The organism is Paenarthrobacter sp. NPDC089675, from assembly GCF_044749185.1.
Classification (GTDB): domain Bacteria; phylum Actinomycetota; class Actinomycetes; order Actinomycetales; family Micrococcaceae; genus Arthrobacter.
The window spans coordinates 95524-111915 of record NZ_JBIVHM010000005.1 but is presented as its reverse complement, the minus strand read 5'-3'; the positions used below and the strand labels follow the sequence as shown (position 1 = coordinate 111915).

14 protein-coding genes are annotated in these 16392 nt (G+C 64.8%); 7 read left to right on the top strand and 7 right to left on the bottom strand.

What is annotated here, in order from left to right:
• Window positions 1-104: 104 nt before the first annotated feature.
• Complete coding sequence (treS, locus tag ACIPY2_RS12460; RefSeq protein WP_400266700.1) at window positions 105-2435, bottom strand: maltose alpha-D-glucosyltransferase; 2331 nt, start codon at window positions 2433-2435, stop codon at window positions 105-107.
• Window positions 2436-2659: 224 nt separating this feature from the next.
• Between treS and ACIPY2_RS12455 the strand changes: the two genes are divergently transcribed.
• The 3 genes from ACIPY2_RS12455 (at window position 2660) to ACIPY2_RS12445 (ending at window position 5224) form a co-directional block, all read left to right on the top strand.
• Complete coding sequence (locus ACIPY2_RS12455) at window positions 2660-3310, top strand: LssY C-terminal domain-containing protein (protein WP_400266699.1); 651 nt, start codon at window positions 2660-2662, stop codon at window positions 3308-3310.
• Between the two features lie 49 nt (window positions 3311-3359).
• Complete coding sequence (locus ACIPY2_RS12450; protein ID WP_400266698.1) at window positions 3360-3974, top strand: hypothetical protein; 615 nt, start codon at window positions 3360-3362, stop codon at window positions 3972-3974.
• Between the two features lie 491 nt (window positions 3975-4465).
• A complete protein-coding gene (locus ACIPY2_RS12445) occupies window positions 4466-5224 on the top strand; it encodes a polyprenol monophosphomannose synthase (protein WP_400266697.1) in 759 nt (252 codons plus the stop codon).
• A gap of 128 nt (window positions 5225-5352) precedes the next feature.
• On the opposite strand, the gene ACIPY2_RS12440 is transcribed toward ACIPY2_RS12445, so the two are convergent.
• The 3 genes from ACIPY2_RS12440 to ACIPY2_RS12430 are packed head-to-tail and all read right to left on the bottom strand — an operon-like array spanning window position 5353 to window position 7527.
• The gene (locus ACIPY2_RS12440; protein ID WP_400266696.1) at window positions 5353-5757 is read right to left on the bottom strand and encodes a RidA family protein; all 405 of its coding nucleotides are present in this window, start codon (window positions 5755-5757) and stop codon (window positions 5353-5355) included.
• Complete coding sequence (locus ACIPY2_RS12435) at window positions 5754-6560, bottom strand: IclR family transcriptional regulator (RefSeq protein WP_400266695.1); 807 nt, start codon at window positions 6558-6560, stop codon at window positions 5754-5756. The genes ACIPY2_RS12440 and ACIPY2_RS12435 overlap by 4 nt, the downstream gene beginning before the upstream one ends.
• Window positions 6520-7527, bottom strand: a complete 1008-nt coding sequence (locus tag ACIPY2_RS12430) for a sugar kinase (protein WP_400266694.1) — start codon at window positions 7525-7527, stop codon at window positions 6520-6522. Before ACIPY2_RS12430 ends, ACIPY2_RS12435 begins: the two co-directional genes overlap by 41 nt.
• Before the next feature lie 179 nt (window positions 7528-7706).
• Between ACIPY2_RS12430 and ACIPY2_RS12425 the strand changes: the two genes are divergently transcribed.
• From ACIPY2_RS12425 to ACIPY2_RS12410, 4 genes are read left to right on the top strand one after another with little or no spacing between them, the layout of a single operon-like run.
• Complete coding sequence (locus ACIPY2_RS12425; protein WP_400266693.1) at window positions 7707-9005, top strand: alanine racemase; 1299 nt, start codon at window positions 7707-7709, stop codon at window positions 9003-9005.
• An 8-nt stretch (window positions 9006-9013) separates the two neighbouring features.
• A complete protein-coding gene (locus ACIPY2_RS12420; RefSeq protein WP_400266692.1) occupies window positions 9014-10669 on the top strand; it encodes an amidohydrolase family protein in 1656 nt (551 codons plus the stop codon).
• Complete coding sequence (locus ACIPY2_RS12415) at window positions 10666-11301, top strand: bifunctional 4-hydroxy-2-oxoglutarate aldolase/2-dehydro-3-deoxy-phosphogluconate aldolase (protein ID WP_400266691.1); 636 nt, start codon at window positions 10666-10668, stop codon at window positions 11299-11301. Before ACIPY2_RS12420 ends, ACIPY2_RS12415 begins: the two co-directional genes overlap by 4 nt.
• 23 nt (window positions 11302-11324) lie before the next feature.
• On the top strand, window positions 11325-12716 hold the full coding sequence (locus ACIPY2_RS12410) for a GntP family permease (protein WP_400266690.1): 1392 nt from the start codon (window positions 11325-11327) through the stop codon (window positions 12714-12716).
• A 217-nt stretch (window positions 12717-12933) separates the two neighbouring features.
• Here ACIPY2_RS12410 and ACIPY2_RS12405 read toward each other — a convergent pair whose 3' ends face one another.
• Genes ACIPY2_RS12405 through ACIPY2_RS12395 form a run of 3 tightly spaced genes read right to left on the bottom strand, consistent with a single transcriptional unit; the run spans window position 12934 to window position 16325 of the window.
• Window positions 12934-13440: a universal stress protein gene (locus tag ACIPY2_RS12405; protein WP_400266689.1), complete on the bottom strand. Its 507-nt coding sequence runs from the start codon at window positions 13438-13440 to the stop codon at window positions 12934-12936.
• 3 nt (window positions 13441-13443) lie between these two features.
• Window positions 13444-13809 carry a CU044_2847 family protein gene (locus ACIPY2_RS12400; protein ID WP_400266688.1) on the bottom strand — a complete coding sequence of 122 codons (366 nt, stop codon included), beginning with the start codon at window positions 13807-13809 and terminating at the stop codon, window positions 13444-13446.
• The gene (locus tag ACIPY2_RS12395; protein WP_400266687.1) at window positions 13806-16325 is read right to left on the bottom strand and encodes a CHAT domain-containing protein; all 2520 of its coding nucleotides are present in this window, start codon (window positions 16323-16325) and stop codon (window positions 13806-13808) included. Before ACIPY2_RS12395 ends, ACIPY2_RS12400 begins: the two co-directional genes overlap by 4 nt.
• Window positions 16326-16392: the final 67 nt, after the last annotated feature.

Below are 16392 nucleotides of genomic sequence, written 5' to 3'. Positions count from 1 at the left end.
GAGGCGCGACTCGTTGCGCATTCTGCAGTCTACCCGGCAGAACCTGCCCGAAAGTGTAGCCCAGGCCGACGTCGGCACCCAGCCGGGTGCCGACGTCGTACGTCTTACTCCGCTGGCTCCTCGTCGACAGGTTCCGGCTCCCGCAGCACCAATGCCGTGCCCTGGTAAGGACCGAGCTCCAGGAAGAAGCTGTGGAGGTCATCCACCTGGCCGACGTCTGAACTGCTGAAGAGGTCGTGGACCGTGGAGCCCGGAACCAGATGCGGAGATTGGATGCTGCCCGCGATGTCCTGGTCCGAGAAGTTGAGGACAGTGACTTCGAGCGTGCCGTCGCCGAGTTGGTTGACCAGCACCAGCAAGGCGCGGTTGGACACGTCTGGAACGTCGAGAAGGGTGCTCGTGGCCACCCCCGAGCTCTCCCGGACGCGAAGGATTTCCTGAAGCCGGCGCGCGTACGAATTGGCGTCCTTGAGCTGTTCAGGCAAGGGACCGTAGAGGCTCCTGGCGCGTGGCATGCCGGCTGAGGACCTGACGGCGTCGGGGCGGGTGCCCATGAGGTCGTGGGCGCCGCGGTTGATCCAACGGGTATCGCCCTGTGCCGTGAGTTCGCCCACCACCTCCCTGGGCAGGGCAATGATTCCCGTGAGATCCCAGCCGGACAATGCGAAGACGCCCGGCTGAAGGGCGTTGTACATGGACAGGAGCACATGGACGTCGCGGACCTGGGCCTCCTGCTCGGGCGTGATGGAGTCGGGATCCTTGATGCCGATGGCCGCCATGATGAAGCTTGCCGTGGTGCAGGCGATGCCGTTGGTGGTGAATACGGCGTTGTAGGGTCCATTTTCACCGGTCAGCCGCTCCCTCAGCGTGCCTTGGACCTTCTCTGCAACCTCGGCACCCGTCAGCTCTTCCCCACCGAGTTCAAAAACATCCTCGCAGTGGCCCGCGGCGAAGTGCAGGAGTTCATAAGTCAATTCGTCGTGGTTCTGGAGTGCATGGACCAACGAGGCTTGGTCCACGCCGATTTCCCTTGCCAGACGCAGCGTAAGCCGGAGGAATTCCGTATCGCCTGTGACCAAGGAGTAGTGGTACGCCGGGCGGGTAATGAAGTCGTAGGAAAGGTCGGCACCGGCCTCGGACTGGGCCTTGATGTCGTCGATGGTGAGGTTGAGTTCCTGGAAGGAGAAGCCGCCCACCTTGCGGATCATGGAGCCGATGAGCTGGTTGGCAGCCTCGGACAGGGGGTGGCCTTCGGACCAGCCGGGTTGCTCCTCCGCGCTCTTCTCCACGCCGAGGAAGCCGTTGGCGTCCAGGCGCAGCGCACCCGTGCCAAGGTCCAGCAGCGAGTGCAGGGCATCGCCAACCACCAACCGCATTCCGGCGAACGTCGGGTCCAACCAGTTGATGGAAGGCTGCCCGGCCTTGAAGTAGTGAAGATATACCCAGCGGCGCATCTTTCCCGTAGTGTCTGCGACCGCCCGCGTGGCGCTCCAGTTGGTTTCCTTCACGCCGGGTTCGTAGAAGATCACGCGCTGCAACCGGCCGATGATGTATCCGGCCTTCTGCAGGGCCTGTTCGGCCTCGGGGCTGATGTTTACGGAGTCCTTGCCCTCCGGGACTTCGGGCAGGAGGTGCCAGTCTTCCTCGGGGATGTCCACCATGTGATAAATGCCGGGGTAGTCCCGGAAGTTCATCTCGGCCAGGCGGAAGTCCGCGCCTTTGCCGGTGTGCCCGGGAACGATGTCGTCGATCACCGTGCCATCATGCTCGGCTGCGATCTCGCACATCCGGCGGAATTCCTCCTCCGTGCCGAACGCGGGGTCAATCGCCATGCTGATCCGGTCGAAGTGCCCATCGACACTCGGGGTCTGGGACCAGCCGCTGATGCCGCCGGCGAGCTTCACGGGGCCGGTGTGGAGGCCGCGGATACCGATCTCGCGGAAGGCTTTCCACAGCTCCGGATCACCCAGCGCAGACAGGAACGACTGGTTTTCGCGGGTAATGAAGGACAACGGGTATGCCGTGAACCAGACGGGCGCTTTCTCTACGGCTGCCCGGGGGTTGGGCCGGGCGTAGGCGTTTTGCCACATGCTCGCCTGGCCTGACAGCTGCCGGGCCAAGGTGTTTGCGTCGCCGAGCATGGACTGGTTCCGCAACCAGTCCACGTACGTCTTGTTCATGCCGTCGAACTCCAGGGAAGGGCGGGCGGCGAAGAACTGACGACGGCGGGCAATCGGCCTGAGTGCCTTGGGCCGCGCCGGGTAGAACTGTTCGTCGAAGGTGATCTCGGCGGCGTCGATCGCCGGCGTCTCTTCCTCCGGCGTCTCCGGCGTCTTTGGTGCCTCCGACTCAATTGGCTCCTCTGCCCCCGCAGACGTATCCGCGGGCCCCACACGGTTGTCCGACACGCTCTCGCTGACTACAGGCTCACGCACAGCTTTCTCCTTTACGTGGCCGCCGCGTCAGCGGCAACCGTCCGAGGGGTCGTTCAGAGGTCACGTACCCAGGCTTACCGGGCGTATTCATGCTAAGCATCCTTGGCAGCTGTTTGTCGACCTTGAGGAGAAGTGAGTCTCCCTTTCGGTGCAACAGGTGGACAACTAGGATCGCGGCATGCAACCGCTCACGAATCCGGGCGGACAACCCAGGGGGCCTGCACATGTACATGTCACCAAACCAGAGGGTGAAGGACAGTTGGCTGGACCACGGCTTCTTCGTCCTTGCCGGAGCGGCAGCCGTCTGGCTCGCGTTCCTCCTGGTGGGGGAGAGCCTGCAGCTGGGCTGGGGTCAGCTGTGGTTCTGGCTGGTCTTCTGGGCGTTCCTGGCCTACCTGCTCTTGCCGCGCCTCCACAGGATACTGACCACTATCTACGTCCCTGGCTACTTCATTGGCCGCGCCCGGACCAGTGACGGGCTCCTCGGGGATCCCGTGAACGTGGCCCTGCTTGGCAACGAACGGCAGATCCACGCGATCATGCGGCGGGCGGGGTGGACCATCGCGGACGACGTTACGTTCGCCAGCAGCCGGCGCATCGTAAGCTCAACCATCCTGCGGCAAAGCTACGAGCAGGCACCCGTTAGCCCGCTATACCTGTTCGACCGTCAGCAGGACTTCGCCTACCAGCAGGAAGTGGACAACAATCCGGGCAAACGGCACCATGTTCGCTTCTGGCGCTGCCCCGAGGGATGGATGCTTCCCGGCGGCCACAAGGTGGATTGGCTTGCTGCCGGGACCTACGACCGCAGCGTTGGCTTCTCGCTCTTCACCCTGCAGATCACGCACAAGATCGAGCAGAACACCGACGTTTGAGCGGGACCACATCGTCCGGACGGTCTCCCAAGGCGAACCGGCCGTCAATGTGCGCATCATCAAGGACTTCTCAACGGGATACCACTCGCGGAACGGTGGCGGCGATTCCATTTCCACGGACGGTGACCTTCCCGTCGTCGACGCCCGCCCGGTTCCCCTGCCCGCCTCCGAGCTGCCCCGGCAAACGGACAGTCGCGACCGGCGTCCTGCGCCCACCATGGTGGGCGCAGCGCTGGTCATTATCCGTGCCCTTGCTGCGCTCGCCTTGGCCGTTACCCTGTTTTCGACTCCGGGCGAGTTCGCTGACGTCACCCTCGGGGAGTCCCCGGCGGACCAGCAAACCACGACGGCGGCAGTCATCTTTGTGGGGATCGTGGTGCTGGTCTTCGGGCTGGGTGAGGTGTTTCTGGCTTGGCGGATTTTCCTCGGCAGCAACGCGGCCCGCGTCATCGCTATGGGCCTGAGTTCCGTGTCGATCCTGGTCCAGGCCATCGATGCGTCCACCGGCACCACCAGCATCACGTTGGAAGCCGGCCTGGCGGGCTTGGCCACGGACATCCTGGTGCTTTTGGCGCTGTCCAGCCAGCGGGCGCGCATTTACGCCAAGCGCCAACGGGTCCCGGCGGTCCCGCCAAGCCTCGCCCCGAAGCGGCTCCCGTCCTAAAGTCCCTCAATTTGTCCGCGCAGCCGTCTGCGGCGTAGCCTCACGATGGTGAATGGGGACACAGAACAGACTGGGCCGTCGGCTAAGCATGGCAAGTCAAAGGATCAAACATTTCTGCCGGTGGGTATCACCTTTGGGCTTTTGTCGGTGGCGTTGGCAACCATCGGCAACCCAGGATGGATCGCCTTCCTAGCCGTTGGAGCCGTCTTCTTGATTCTTGGATTGACAAAACGGTCAAAGAAAAAGCCCCCTGAAACGCCGCAGAATTAGCCCACATCCCGGCCGACCGTACCGCCACGACCCACATTGGGGCCCGAGACTGCCGTGGGAAAAGTCAGCCCGCCCGCCCTCGCGCACTCCAAAATAGGTCGTAGCGGCCCGGGCTTGTTATGTCGATCAGGCCGGCTCACTAGACTGTCCCTGCCCGGGAGCTGCTCAAACAGCGTGTTGAGGCCCCGGCGATCATAGAATATTGAATTGGGGACCACGTCTTGACTGCTGTACATCCGAAAATAACTGTTGTTGTGCCCACCTATAACGAGCGGGAGAACCTGCCGGTCCTAGTCGCCCAACTCCAAGCACTGGCCATTCCACAACTCCACGTGCTTGTTGTAGATGACAATTCACCCGACGGGACGGGAGCCGTGGCAGACCAGTTGGCAGCAGATTCCCAAGGCACGGTGTCCGTCCTGCACCGAAAGGAAAAGGATGGCCTGGGCCGAGCGTATGTGGCCGGAATGACCCAAGCACTGGAAACGGGCGCGAACATCATCATTCAAATGGACGCTGATCTGTCCCACCCGGTGTCTGCTATTCCCATAATGCTTGAGCGAATTGAGACTTCCGGCGCCGCGCTTGTCATCGGTTCGCGCTACGTCCACGGCGGTTCCACCGCTGCGGAATGGCCGTGGCACCGGAAGGCACTCTCGGCCTGGGCGAACTTCTACGTGGGCGTGATCCTGGGATTGAGAGTCAAAGACGCAACGGCGGGATATAAGGCGTGGACGGCAAACGCCCTGCATCAGATAGACGTAGCGTCCATCCAAAGCGACGGCTACTCATTCCAGGTGGAGATGAACTACCGGGCAGCGCGCTGTGGGCTCAGCATCATGGAGGTTCCCATCCACTTCGAAGAGCGCGTGGTGGGGGCGTCCAAAATGGATCTTCGAGAGCAGCTCGAGTCGGCGCTCACTCCGTGGAAGCTCCGCTTCCAGAAGGCAGAAGCACCCGCCCGGGTGACTGCCTCCTAAACCCCGACGGCGGCACTCGACTTGAGTGCCGCCGTCGTCCGTCTCCGCATCAGGTGATTGAGCAAGCGCCCAAACCCTGCGGGATGTGAGAGAGCGTGCGCTGAAACCCGTGGGGATGTGAGGGAGGGTTACGCGGTGACAGCCAGGGCGTCGATTTCCACCAGCATGACCTCGTGCGGGAGATCGACGAACACCGTGGTGCGGCTGGGGAGCAGGCCGCTGGGGACGTTTTCGCGGATGAACTCGCCGTAGACCTCGTTCATGGCGGCGAAGTCGTCGCGGGTGGTGAGGTAGACGCGGAACATCAGGACATCCTCAACGGAGGAGCCACCGGCCTCGAGGATGGCCTTGACGTTCTCCAGGGTCCGGCGGGTCTGGACGCGTATGTCGCCGTCGCCGATGTACTGGTTGGTGGCGGGGTCCATGGGGCCCTGTCCGGACACCTGGAACATGCCGCCCTTCTTGATGCCCTGGGAGAACACGTGGGCCGGGGCGGGGGCGTTTTCGGTAAGTACTACGGTCTTTTCACTCATGCTGAGTTCCTTTCGTGGCTGATCCAGCCGAGATCCTTGGAGATGGCCTCGGTGCTGGCTTTGAGGTCGGGCAGCAGCTCGAGCAAGCCTTCATAGCTGAGCATTACTACCGGTACCGAACAAGAGGCTGCGGCAACCACGGCGCCGCTGGCGTCGCGGATGGGGGTCGCGATGCAGTGCACGAAAGCTTCGTGCTCGGCGTTATCGTGGGCCCAGCCCTGCTTCTTGACCTGCTCCAGTTCCGCCAGGAGGGCTTCCGGGGAGGTCAGGGTGTTTTCGGTGACTTTTACGTAGTCCAACCCCGCGGCGATCTTTTCCTGCCGGCTGCGCGGCATGTCGGCGAGGAGGATTTTGGACACGGCGGCCGAGTGCAGCGACGCCGTAAGGCCGATACGCGAGTACATGCGGACCGGGTGGTGGGACTCGAATTTGTCGATGTACACCACCTCGTTCCCTTCGAAGGCTGCGAGGTGCACGGTGTGCCCGGTGCGGCCGTTCAAGTCTGCAAGGTGCGGGTGCGCCACCTTGCGGATGTCCCGCTGTTCGAGCGCGAGCGAGGAGAGTTCAAAGAGCTTCGAGCCAAGCATGAACCGTTGGTCATCGTCGCGGACAACGAGGCGCTTCTCCTCGAGTGCGTGCAGGAGCCGCATCACGGTGGTCTTGTGCACGGAGGCCTTGGAGGACAGTTCGTCCAAGGTGGCTGGTTTCGCGGCGAGTTCGCCAAGCAGGTCGATGGCCCGCATCAGGCTTTGGCTCAAGGTGTCACGCTCCGGTTCCGGTGTTGAATTTTCCGTCTTCAACATGGATAGCAGCCCAGGCGTCGTCCGAGGAATCGAGGATGCCGGCGAGCTCCTCGGCGGGTGGAAGCGGCCCGCGGTCGCCGTGCACGGTCAGCGTGCAGGCGGCGGCAACGTGACCGCGACGGAGGCTCTCCTTCTGGCCCAGCCCGTAGAGGAGTCCGCTGAGGTAACCGGCGGCGAAGGAGTCGCCCGCGCCAACAGGCTCGACGACGGCGACGGACAGAGCGGGCACTTCTTCCCGGGTACCGCTGCGGTCAAGGGAAATCGCGCTGATCGCCTCGTTCTTGATCACCAGCACCTGGGGATCGGGCATGAGGCGGCGGAGTTCGGCTTCGTCGTTTGTGCCGAAGGCGTGTTCGGCTTCGTCTTTCCCAACAAGCACGACGTCGGCGAGGTTCGCCAGCCGCTGCAGGACACCGCGGTCCTGCCCTGCCCAGAGAGCGGCCCGCCAGTTGACGTCGAAGCTGATGATCCTGCCGTTCCGGGGAGCCGACAACAGTTCTTCGAGCAAGGACAGGCACTCCGGGGAGAGCGCCGCGGTGATCCCGCTGAGATGGATCAGCGATGCATTCTCCAGCAAGGCGGCGACGGTCAGGTTCAAAAGGGTGTCCCGTCCCATAGCCGAGGCCGCTGATCCTTGCCGGTAGTACAGGACCGAGCTGCCGCCGTCGGGGTCCGACTCCTGGGCGGGCACTTTCACGTAGAGGCCGGTGGGACGCGCGGCGTCGAACTCAACGCCCGAAACGCCCACGCCGTGCTCGCGGAGTTCGTTCAGGATGCGGGTACCGAACCCGTCGTTGCCAACCCGGCTCACCCAGTGCGTCTCCAGGCCCATGGCGGCGAATCCCATGGCGACGTTGGACTCCGCACCGCCGATTCCGCAGTGAAGCTCGGAGGCCAGGTGCAGGGGAACGGCTTGGGTGGGCGTCAGCATCGCCATCGTTTCGCCGACACATACAGCTGAAAGCACTCGTTCTCCCATGGTTCGCGCGCTTCGCAGCGGCCTTGACTCTCGATCCGCCACCATGTTAGACATATCACCAGCAGGTTTGCAACCAGCGTTGCAAAATACGCAACGCACTAGGAATCGCCTCAGCGAACATCAACCCCGCCGCCCCAAAGACGCAGCACCGCGAAGGGAATCAACCCGTGAACAGCTCCGAAGCAATCTCGGCAACCGCCGTGGCTGCCCTGTCCGACCGCCAACTCGACTGGCGCCACAAGGCTGTCCCGGCATCGGCAAACGGGATCACGCACGCCGAGTTCCTCGCGGCCAAGCACACGCTCGCGGACCTCCAGACCCCGCTGCTCACGCTCGACGAGCAGGCCTTGGACGCCAATGCGGATCGGCTCGCCCGGTGGTGCGCGGGGAAGGGCGTACTGCTCGCACCCCACGGCAAGACCACCATGTCGCCGCAGCTCTGGGCCGAGCAGCTCAAGCGCGGCGCGTGGGGCATCACCTTGGCCAACTTCGCGCAGCTTCGGGTGGCCCGGGAGTTCGGTGTGCAAAACCTGCAGCTTGCCAACAGCCTCACAGACCCGCACGCGATCCAGTGGGTCGCGGGCCAGGACTCCACCATCCTGTCCTGGGTGGACTCGGCAGAGACCGTCACGCTGATCGAGCGCACGCTCGCCGGGACAGACTCAGTACTGGACGTCCTGGTTGAACTCGGAGCCCACGGCGGCCGGACCGGTGCCCGTGGCGTGGAAGCTGCCCTGGAAGTTGCCCGGGCCGTGGATGGGGCCGAACACCTCCGCTTGGTGGGCGTCAGCGGCTACGAGGGTTCGCTCGCCCACACGGCGGACGACGCCGGACTGGCTGCGGTCCGCGGGTACCTGGCCGACATGCGGCTGCTTCACGAGGAACTCCTCGCAGCCGGGCTGTACGGCTCGGGGTCAGTAATCATCACCGCGGGCGGCAGCGCGTACTTCGACGACGTCGTCACCGTTCTCGCACCAACAATCAGCACCGGAGCCGAAACCGGAGGACCGTCAGTTGATTTGATGATCCGCAGCGGCGCCTACATCATCCACGACGACGGCTTCTACCGCGGGATCTCGCCGTTCTCCCGGGTTGGCGATCAGCCGTTCCACGCTGGAATGTACGGTTGGGCGCGGGTCGTTTCCCAGCCGGAACCGGGTCTGGCGATCCTCGACGCGGGCAAGCGCGACCTTCCCTTCGACGAAGGCCTTCCCGAGCCGCAACTCCTGGGCCCGGTGCTCGGCGGAGCCATGGAAGCGTTGGTCGGCGCGGAGATCACCTCCGTCAACGACCAGCACTCCTTCATGACCTTCGACCCCCAAACCACCACTGTCCGCCCCGGCGACGTGGTCCGGCTGGGCCTGTCCCACCCCTGCACCGCCTTCGACAAGTGGACCGTCATCCCGGTCCTCGCCGACACCAACAGTGACCAGACCGTCGTCGACCTCATCCACACCTTCTTCTAGGACTCCCCATGAAGACCCTCATCAGCAACGCCATTTTGGTGGACGGAACGGGAGCTGGCCGACGTACTGCGGACGTCCTGCTGGACGGCCCGGTCATTGCCGCCGTCGTCGACGCCGGTAGCCTCACCGCAGCGGACGCGGACCGCGTCATCGATGCCACGGGCCTGGTACTGAGCCCGGGGTTCATCGACATGCACGCCCACTCGGACCTGCAGTTGTTGGTCAACCGCGACCACTACGCCAAGCTCAGCCAAGGCGTCACCACGGAACTGCTCGGCCAGGACGGGCTCTCCTATGCGCCCGTAGACGATGCCACGCTGGCCGGAGTCCGGGAGAAGATCGCGGGTTGGAATGACAATCCTGCGGACTTTGACTGGAATTGGCGGACGGTGGCGGAGTACCTGGACCGTCTGGACACCGCGGACGAGGCCGGCCGTATCGCCACCAACGCCGCCTACCTCGTGCCGCAGGGCACCGTCCGGGCGATGGTGATGGGCTTCGCTGAGGGTGACCCCACGCCGGAGCAACAGCAGCAGATGCAGGACGTCGTCCGCACTGCGATGGAGGAAGGCGCCGTGGGCATGAGCTCCGGACTGACCTACACACCGGGAATGTACGCGCAGACCGAGGAGTTGGCCGGACTGTGCCGCGTTGTTGGCGAGCTTGGCGGCTTCTACGCACCCCACCACCGTTCCTACGGCAAGGGCGCCCTGGGCGCCTACGCCGAAATGATCGGACTCAGCCGGGACACACGCTGCGCCCTGCACCTCTCCCACGCCACCATGAACTTCGCCGAAAACAAGGGTCGCGCCGGGGAACTCCTGGACCTCATCGATGAAGCGCTGGAGCAGGGCGTGGACATCACCCTGGACACCTACCCCTACCTCCCGGGCGCCACCACGCTGAGTGCGATCCTGCCGAGTTGGGCGTCGTCCGGCGGAACGGAGGCCACGCTCGCGCGCCTGGCTGACCCGGAAACCCGGGCCCGCATCCGCGAAGCCGTGGAGATCTACGGTTCCGACGGTTGCCACGGCGTGGTTGCTGAGTGGGACACCTTGGAAATCAGCGGCGTCCAGAACCCGGCGCTCGCAGGCTACGTGGGCCAGACCATCAAGGACATCGCCGCCGAAACCGGGGAAGAACCCTTCGATGTCTTCGCGCAGATCCTCACCGAGGACCGCCTCGGCACCGGAATCCTCCAACACGTTGGTCACGAGGAAAACGTCCAGGCCATCATGAAGCACCGTACACACACCGGCGGCAGCGATGGACTCCTGGTCGGCGCCAAGCCACACCCTCGGGCCTGGGGTACGTTCCCGCGCTACCTTGGCCACTACTCCCGCGACCTTGGACTGCTCAGCCTCGAAGAAATGGTCCACCACCTCAGTGGCCGGCCCGCCGCCCGACTCAAGCTCCACAACAGGGGACTGGTCCGCGAAGGGTTCGCCGCCGACGTCGTACTTTTCGATCCGGAAACCATCCGCGATACCGCCACGTTCGAGAATCCCCGCCAGGCTGCCGGCGGCATCCGGTTCGTGTTCGTCAACGGCACGGCAGCGATCGACGGCGGCCAACCCACCGGTGCCCGCGCCGGCCGTGCCCTCCGCCGCCACAGTGACGGGCTTACCCGCGAAACCGGGTCCAACAGAGAAGGACAACAATGACCCCCGAAGAATTCGTCCAGCAGCTCGAAACCGACCGCACTCTTGCCGTGGTCCGGGCTCCCTCCATCACCGACGCCGCGGACCTGTGCCGCGCGTTGGCTGAAGGCGGCATCCGCAGTGTGGAGCTGACATTCACCACGCCCGATGCGCTCAAGCACGTCCAGCGGGCCGCAGACACCGCGGCGGAGCACGGCGCCGCAGTCGGAATCGGCACCGTCATGACCGGCGACCAGGCGCGCGCAGCGATCGACGCCGGGGCGCAGTTCCTGGTGACGCCCGGACTCCGGCCCGAGGTTGCGGCCGTCGCCGCCGAGGCGGGCATTCCGTTCAGCCTCGGGGCCATGACCCCAACGGAAGTGGCGCAGGCGCTGGATCTCGGCTCCGACGTCGTCAAGATTTTTCCCGCCCGACAGCTCGGTCCGGCGTACTTGAAGGACCTGCAGGGACCCTACCCGGGCATCCGGCTGCTTCCTTCCGGAGGCATTGACGCCTCGAACGCCAAGAGCTACCTCGATGCCGGTGCTGCTGCGGTCTGCTGCGGCACCAGCGTCGTCCCGCCCGCAGCGGTCGCCGCGGGCGATTGGGCAGACATCGCGGCGCGTGCCGCGGCCTTCACCAGCACCCTCAAGTAGGACCCACTTAGAAAGAAACGTCCATGAATGAATTTCTCGATTGGCTGCGGCACGATACCGTCGGCCTGCTCCTCCTGGCAGGCGCGGGTATCGCGCTCCTGCTGTTCCTGATCATCAAGGTCAAGCTCGAACCGTTCATCGCCCTGGTGGGAACGGGTGTGCTGGTGGCCTTGGTGGGCGGAATATCGGTTGAAGCCTTGGTGGGATCCGCAACCAAGAGCAGCGACGCCCTCATTGAGAAGGGCTTCGCCGGCATCCTCGGCCACATCACCGTCATCATCGGCCTGGGCACAGTGCTAGGCGCGATCCTTGAACGTTCCGGCGGGGCCGAGGTACTCCTCAGCAGGCTCGTCAAGATCTTCGGTGAGAAGGGGACGCCGCTCGCGATGGGTATCACGGGCTTCGTGCTGGGTATCCCGGTGTTCTTCGATATCGGCATCTTCGTGCTGGCTCCGCTGGTGTACGTCGCGGCGATCCGCGGCGGCAAGTCCCTGGCCCTGTACGCGCTTCCGCTGCTGGCCGGCCTCTCCGTGACCCATGCTTTCCTTCCGCCGCACCCGGGTCCGGTGGCGGCAGCCGGCCTGTTCCACGTGGACCTCGGCTGGATCATCCTCATGGGCCTGATCTGCGGTATCCCGGCCTGGTTCGCCTCCGGTATCTTGTGGGGCACCTGGATCGGCAAGCGCGTCATGGTCAACGTTCCCGAGGACCGGATTGTCGAAGAGGCCGAGACCTCCCGCGGGCACGAGCCGTCCATTGGCGTTGTGCTCCTGGCCATCGGCCTGCCCATGATCCTGATCCTCGGCGGTACGTTCGGCAACATTTTCGCTCCAGCCGGAGCCTTCCGCGATACCCTCCAGTTCTTCGGCAACCCGGCCATCGCTTTGACCGTGGCTGTCCTCCTGGCCATGTGGCTCCTGGGCATTCGCCGCGGCATGAGCGCAGCCGAGCTCAGTGAAATCACCGGTTCCTCGCTTCGTCCGGTGGGCATGATCCTGCTGGTTGTTGGTGCGGGTGCGTTCTTCGGTGCCGTGCTGTCCGCAACCGGTGTTGGCAAAGCCGTGGCTGACTCCCTCTCCCAGGCGGGCCTACCGATCATCCTCTCCGCCTTTGTGATCAGCGCAGGCATGCGCATCGCCCAGGGTTCGGCCACGGTGGCGATCGTTACCACGGGTGGCATCCTCGCCCCGAGCCTTGCGTCCGGCTACAGCCAGCCGCAACTAGCCCTGATCGTTGTGGCCATCTCCTCGGGCTCGATCATCGCCAGCCACGTCAACGACGGCGGATTCTGGATCATCTCCAAGTACTTCAACATGTCCGTCAAGGACACCCTGAAGACCTGGACCGTTCTGGAAACCGTGCTGTCCATTGTGGGCTTCGGTATGGCTGCCCTGCTGTACACGTTCGTGAGGTAGGCAAGCGGACTCCAGCCACGTGCCGTCGTCGTGATTCCACGACGGCGGCGCTGTGCTTTAAGGCGACGCTGTACTTAAAACAAAAGCTCCGGAGTGCGTTATTGGGGGATACGCACTCCGGAGCAGTCTTTGGGGCAGGCGGCTTTCGCTACGCTGCAGTAATAACTGTACGACGCCTCACGCCGCATTTCCACCACCTTGAATTAGTACTTTCGGTTTAGTTTTTCGAGGCGCTTTCGGGCCTCTTTTTCTGGGGCACGATCAGCACCGGGCGGCGCTGGTGATGGCTCAGCCAAGCCGCAACAGAGCCATTCAAGGCTTCCGAAATCCGGTGCCCCAATCCCGGCTCCGGAGTGCCCACAATGATCATGGACGCCTTGATATCCTCGGCCAGCCTCCCCAGCGCCCGGGCGGGATCGCCGGCGAGCAGGCGCAAGGTCCAGTCCGCCGACCCGCCGTCCATGGCCTCGGCGATCGCCCGGCCCAGGTCTCCCCGGACCGCTGCAACATCGTCGTCGTCCTTTTCGGGGTGCAGGGACATGCGGTGGGTTTCGCGGGAGGGATCCCACTCCACGAGGTAGCTGGCCTCGTCCACATACGCGCAAACCAGCGGGACCCCGAGCTGCTCGGCAAGGTTCCGGGCGGTCTGCAGGACCTCCACATGCTGGTCCGGCAGGACGCCGACCACCAAGGGGATCCGTCCGCTGAAATGTTCCGCAGCCATACCTTATTGTTGCGCCGCGGGCGGGGCTTGAACAGGCGCCGGCTTGTTCCACGTCATGCGCACCGTGAAGTTGGAACCGGTGCTGGCCGAAGCGATGAATGCACCCGCCTCGGCATGAAGGTCGATGCCGAACTCCACGCTCAGCTCATCCGGGCGGTTTTCCAGGGTCAACAGTTCGTCAATCACGCCCTGGACGGCCGGACGGACATGTTCGAGCGCCCGTTGGAACGTCTGCTGGGCCCGCGCGAAGACCCCTGAATGATCGGCCGCGTGGTCACCGCCCCGCGTCACCAGGCTCCCGGCCGTGCTCGCCACCTCCACAACCACAGTGCCGCCGTCGTCCGTTGCGAATTCCACCAACCGGGTCATGTCGCTGTCCTTTCAGGGGAGGTGCGGAGGCGTCGCGCCGCCACCAGCATTCCGGCCCCCGCCGCGGCAAGGATCAGGAGTTGGATGAGCGCGAAATAGGCGTGTGTCCGGTACCAGGACTCGGTGAAGACGCCCTTGTCTTGGACCCACACGAGCGGGATGGACACTGTGGCCGCCAACAGCAACCAGCCGAGACGGTCCTGCCCGGCGCGCAGTGCGAGCACCCCGGCCCACAAGCCAAGCCCGGCAACCGCAAAACTGCCCACGACAGCGGTGGTTTCCACCGCATAGTTAAGGCCCGACCAGCCAAACACACCATGCGCCGCCACCAGCGCAGCCATGACCGTGCGGCCGGGAACCGAGCGGTCCGGCAAACCCGCCACCGCGAGCAACAGGTACCCGAGGGGCGCAATCAGCCCATAGACCACCCTCAGTGAACCGTCACCACCGCTTTCGTACCAGTAGTTGTCGTCGAGCCAAATGAAGTAGACGGCGAATCCCGCGCCTACGGCACCGGCGACGATGAGTGCCGCGGCGCCCCAAGCCAGCGGCTTCCAGCCAAGGGGCTTTTCGGGGACGTTCGACGACGGCGCCTGCTTGGGTGCCGCGGGCCGGGTGCTGTTGGGCTTGGCCGGGGCGTCGCTGCGCTGGACCGCTGCAGGCTCGGCACGCACGGGCGCTGCGCGGGCGGGGGGTTCGGTGGGCTCGGCTCGCTCCGCGGGTGGGTCGTAGGCGGTGTAGGAACCGCGGCGTTCTTCGGCCTCTTTGGGTTGTTCGGGTTCTTCGGTTTCTTCGGCAGGTCCGGCCGCCCGTGGTTCCGCCTTCGCGAGCTCCGCCTTTGCCTCCGTGGCCAGGCCATCGGGGTCAGCGGCTGCCGGGTCCAAAGTTGCCAACTCGTTCGAAACATCCACCACCGTTTCCCACGAACCCAGCGAGGAGTGGTACCGCAACTCGCCCTGCAAGTCGGCGACGCGTTGCCGGCGCTCGCAATTCGCCCTCCGGGACGCGGCTTCGGGGTAAGCGGGATTGTCCTGGACAGCGGCGAAACCGTCGGCGGCGGCCAGCCAGTCCCCCGCCGCCTCGGCTTCCAGGGCAGCGCTGTAGGCAGCAGCCAACTCCAACCGTTTCCGGGCCGTGTCACGGAGTGCTTCCGCGTCACGGTAGCCGGGCTCTAAGGTCAGGAGATCGTTGAACAACTCCACGGCCTGTTCGAACCGCCGAGCCCGCAACTCCGCGGACGCCTGGACATACAAAGCGCGGAGTTGCGCGTGCTTCATGGCGGAATCGGCGCTACTGAGCCGCCCCGCCGGGGTTCCTGCCGCCGTCGGGCTTGTTTCCCGGGGGGTGATGAGGCCGCCCGGGCCTTGTTCCGGCGTCGTCGCTTCCTTCGTCGCCGGTGCGCGTGGCGTGCCTTTTAGAGTGAACAGTTGCGTGGAACCGCCGCGGATGTACAGGGCCGGCGTGACCCATTCCAACGTGCCGTCCGGGCTGGCCATGACCGAGATGCGGCCGATCCGGGCCGCCTCATCCACGGTGCGCCCATTCGCGATTGCGGCGTAGAACCCGTGCGCGAAAGCGATGGCGGCGGCGTCGCTGATGGCAAACTGCATGGCGGCCACAGCGCCGATCCCGCTTCTCACCAGCGCGGAAGCCGTGCCGGAAAAGAGGTCGGCCTGGCCCATTTCGCCGGACGAGCACGAATTCAGCACCACCAACCGCGGCCTCGGTGCGGCCACACTGAGCAGGGCCATGAGCCTGACCGCCCGGACCATATTGGCCCGTCCATCCGGTGCCATCAAGGCGATGCGGCCTTCGTCGGTCCTGGAGTCGTAGTCGCCGTGGCCGACAAAATGGACCACATGCCACGGACCGGCCAGGAGCATCGATTGGATGTCGTCCCACGTGCCGGACCTTGCCCACAGCAATTCCACCCGACCCTCGCCGATGGGCCCGGCAAGGGCGCGGCTCAGATGGTCCTTTTCCGTCTCGACATCAAGGGCCGGGAGGTCGCGTGGCGAGGCGACGATGCCGAGGATCCGCAACGGAGGTGCCACGTCGAGGGGGTTCTGGTTGTAGTCCGGAGCGGGAATGTGCCGGAGGAGGGGTTCGGTCTGGCAGAGGTAGGTTTCGGTCTCGGGGTCGAAGAGGGCCTCCCAAGGCATCATCGCGAGTTCCGGCGCTGCCAGCCTCAGGACCACGCGAAGTTGCTGGCCCGCATGCTGCGCAGCTCCGAGGCTGGCCCTGTAGGTTCCATAGACCTCGCGGGTGAAGAGCGCTTGGAACAATTCCTGGCCGACTTCGCGCACCGCCGCCTCCGCCACCGGAAGGGTTCTGCGGGCGGATACCGCGGAGGCGAGGACAGTTGCCTCAAGCTGGGGAAGCCTGTCCTGGATGCCGTCCACATCCAAAGTCAAAGTGCCGGAGGCGTGACCTCCCGCCGGCGCACGGACCACGCGCACCGTATATTCGCCGCGTGCAGAGCCGGTGGTGATCTCCAGCTCGATGTCACAGTCCATCGCGGTCCCTTTGTGGTTCCTACGTACAGAGTGGCCCTGCTTGGTGTCCCGGACAAGGGTTTTGTTT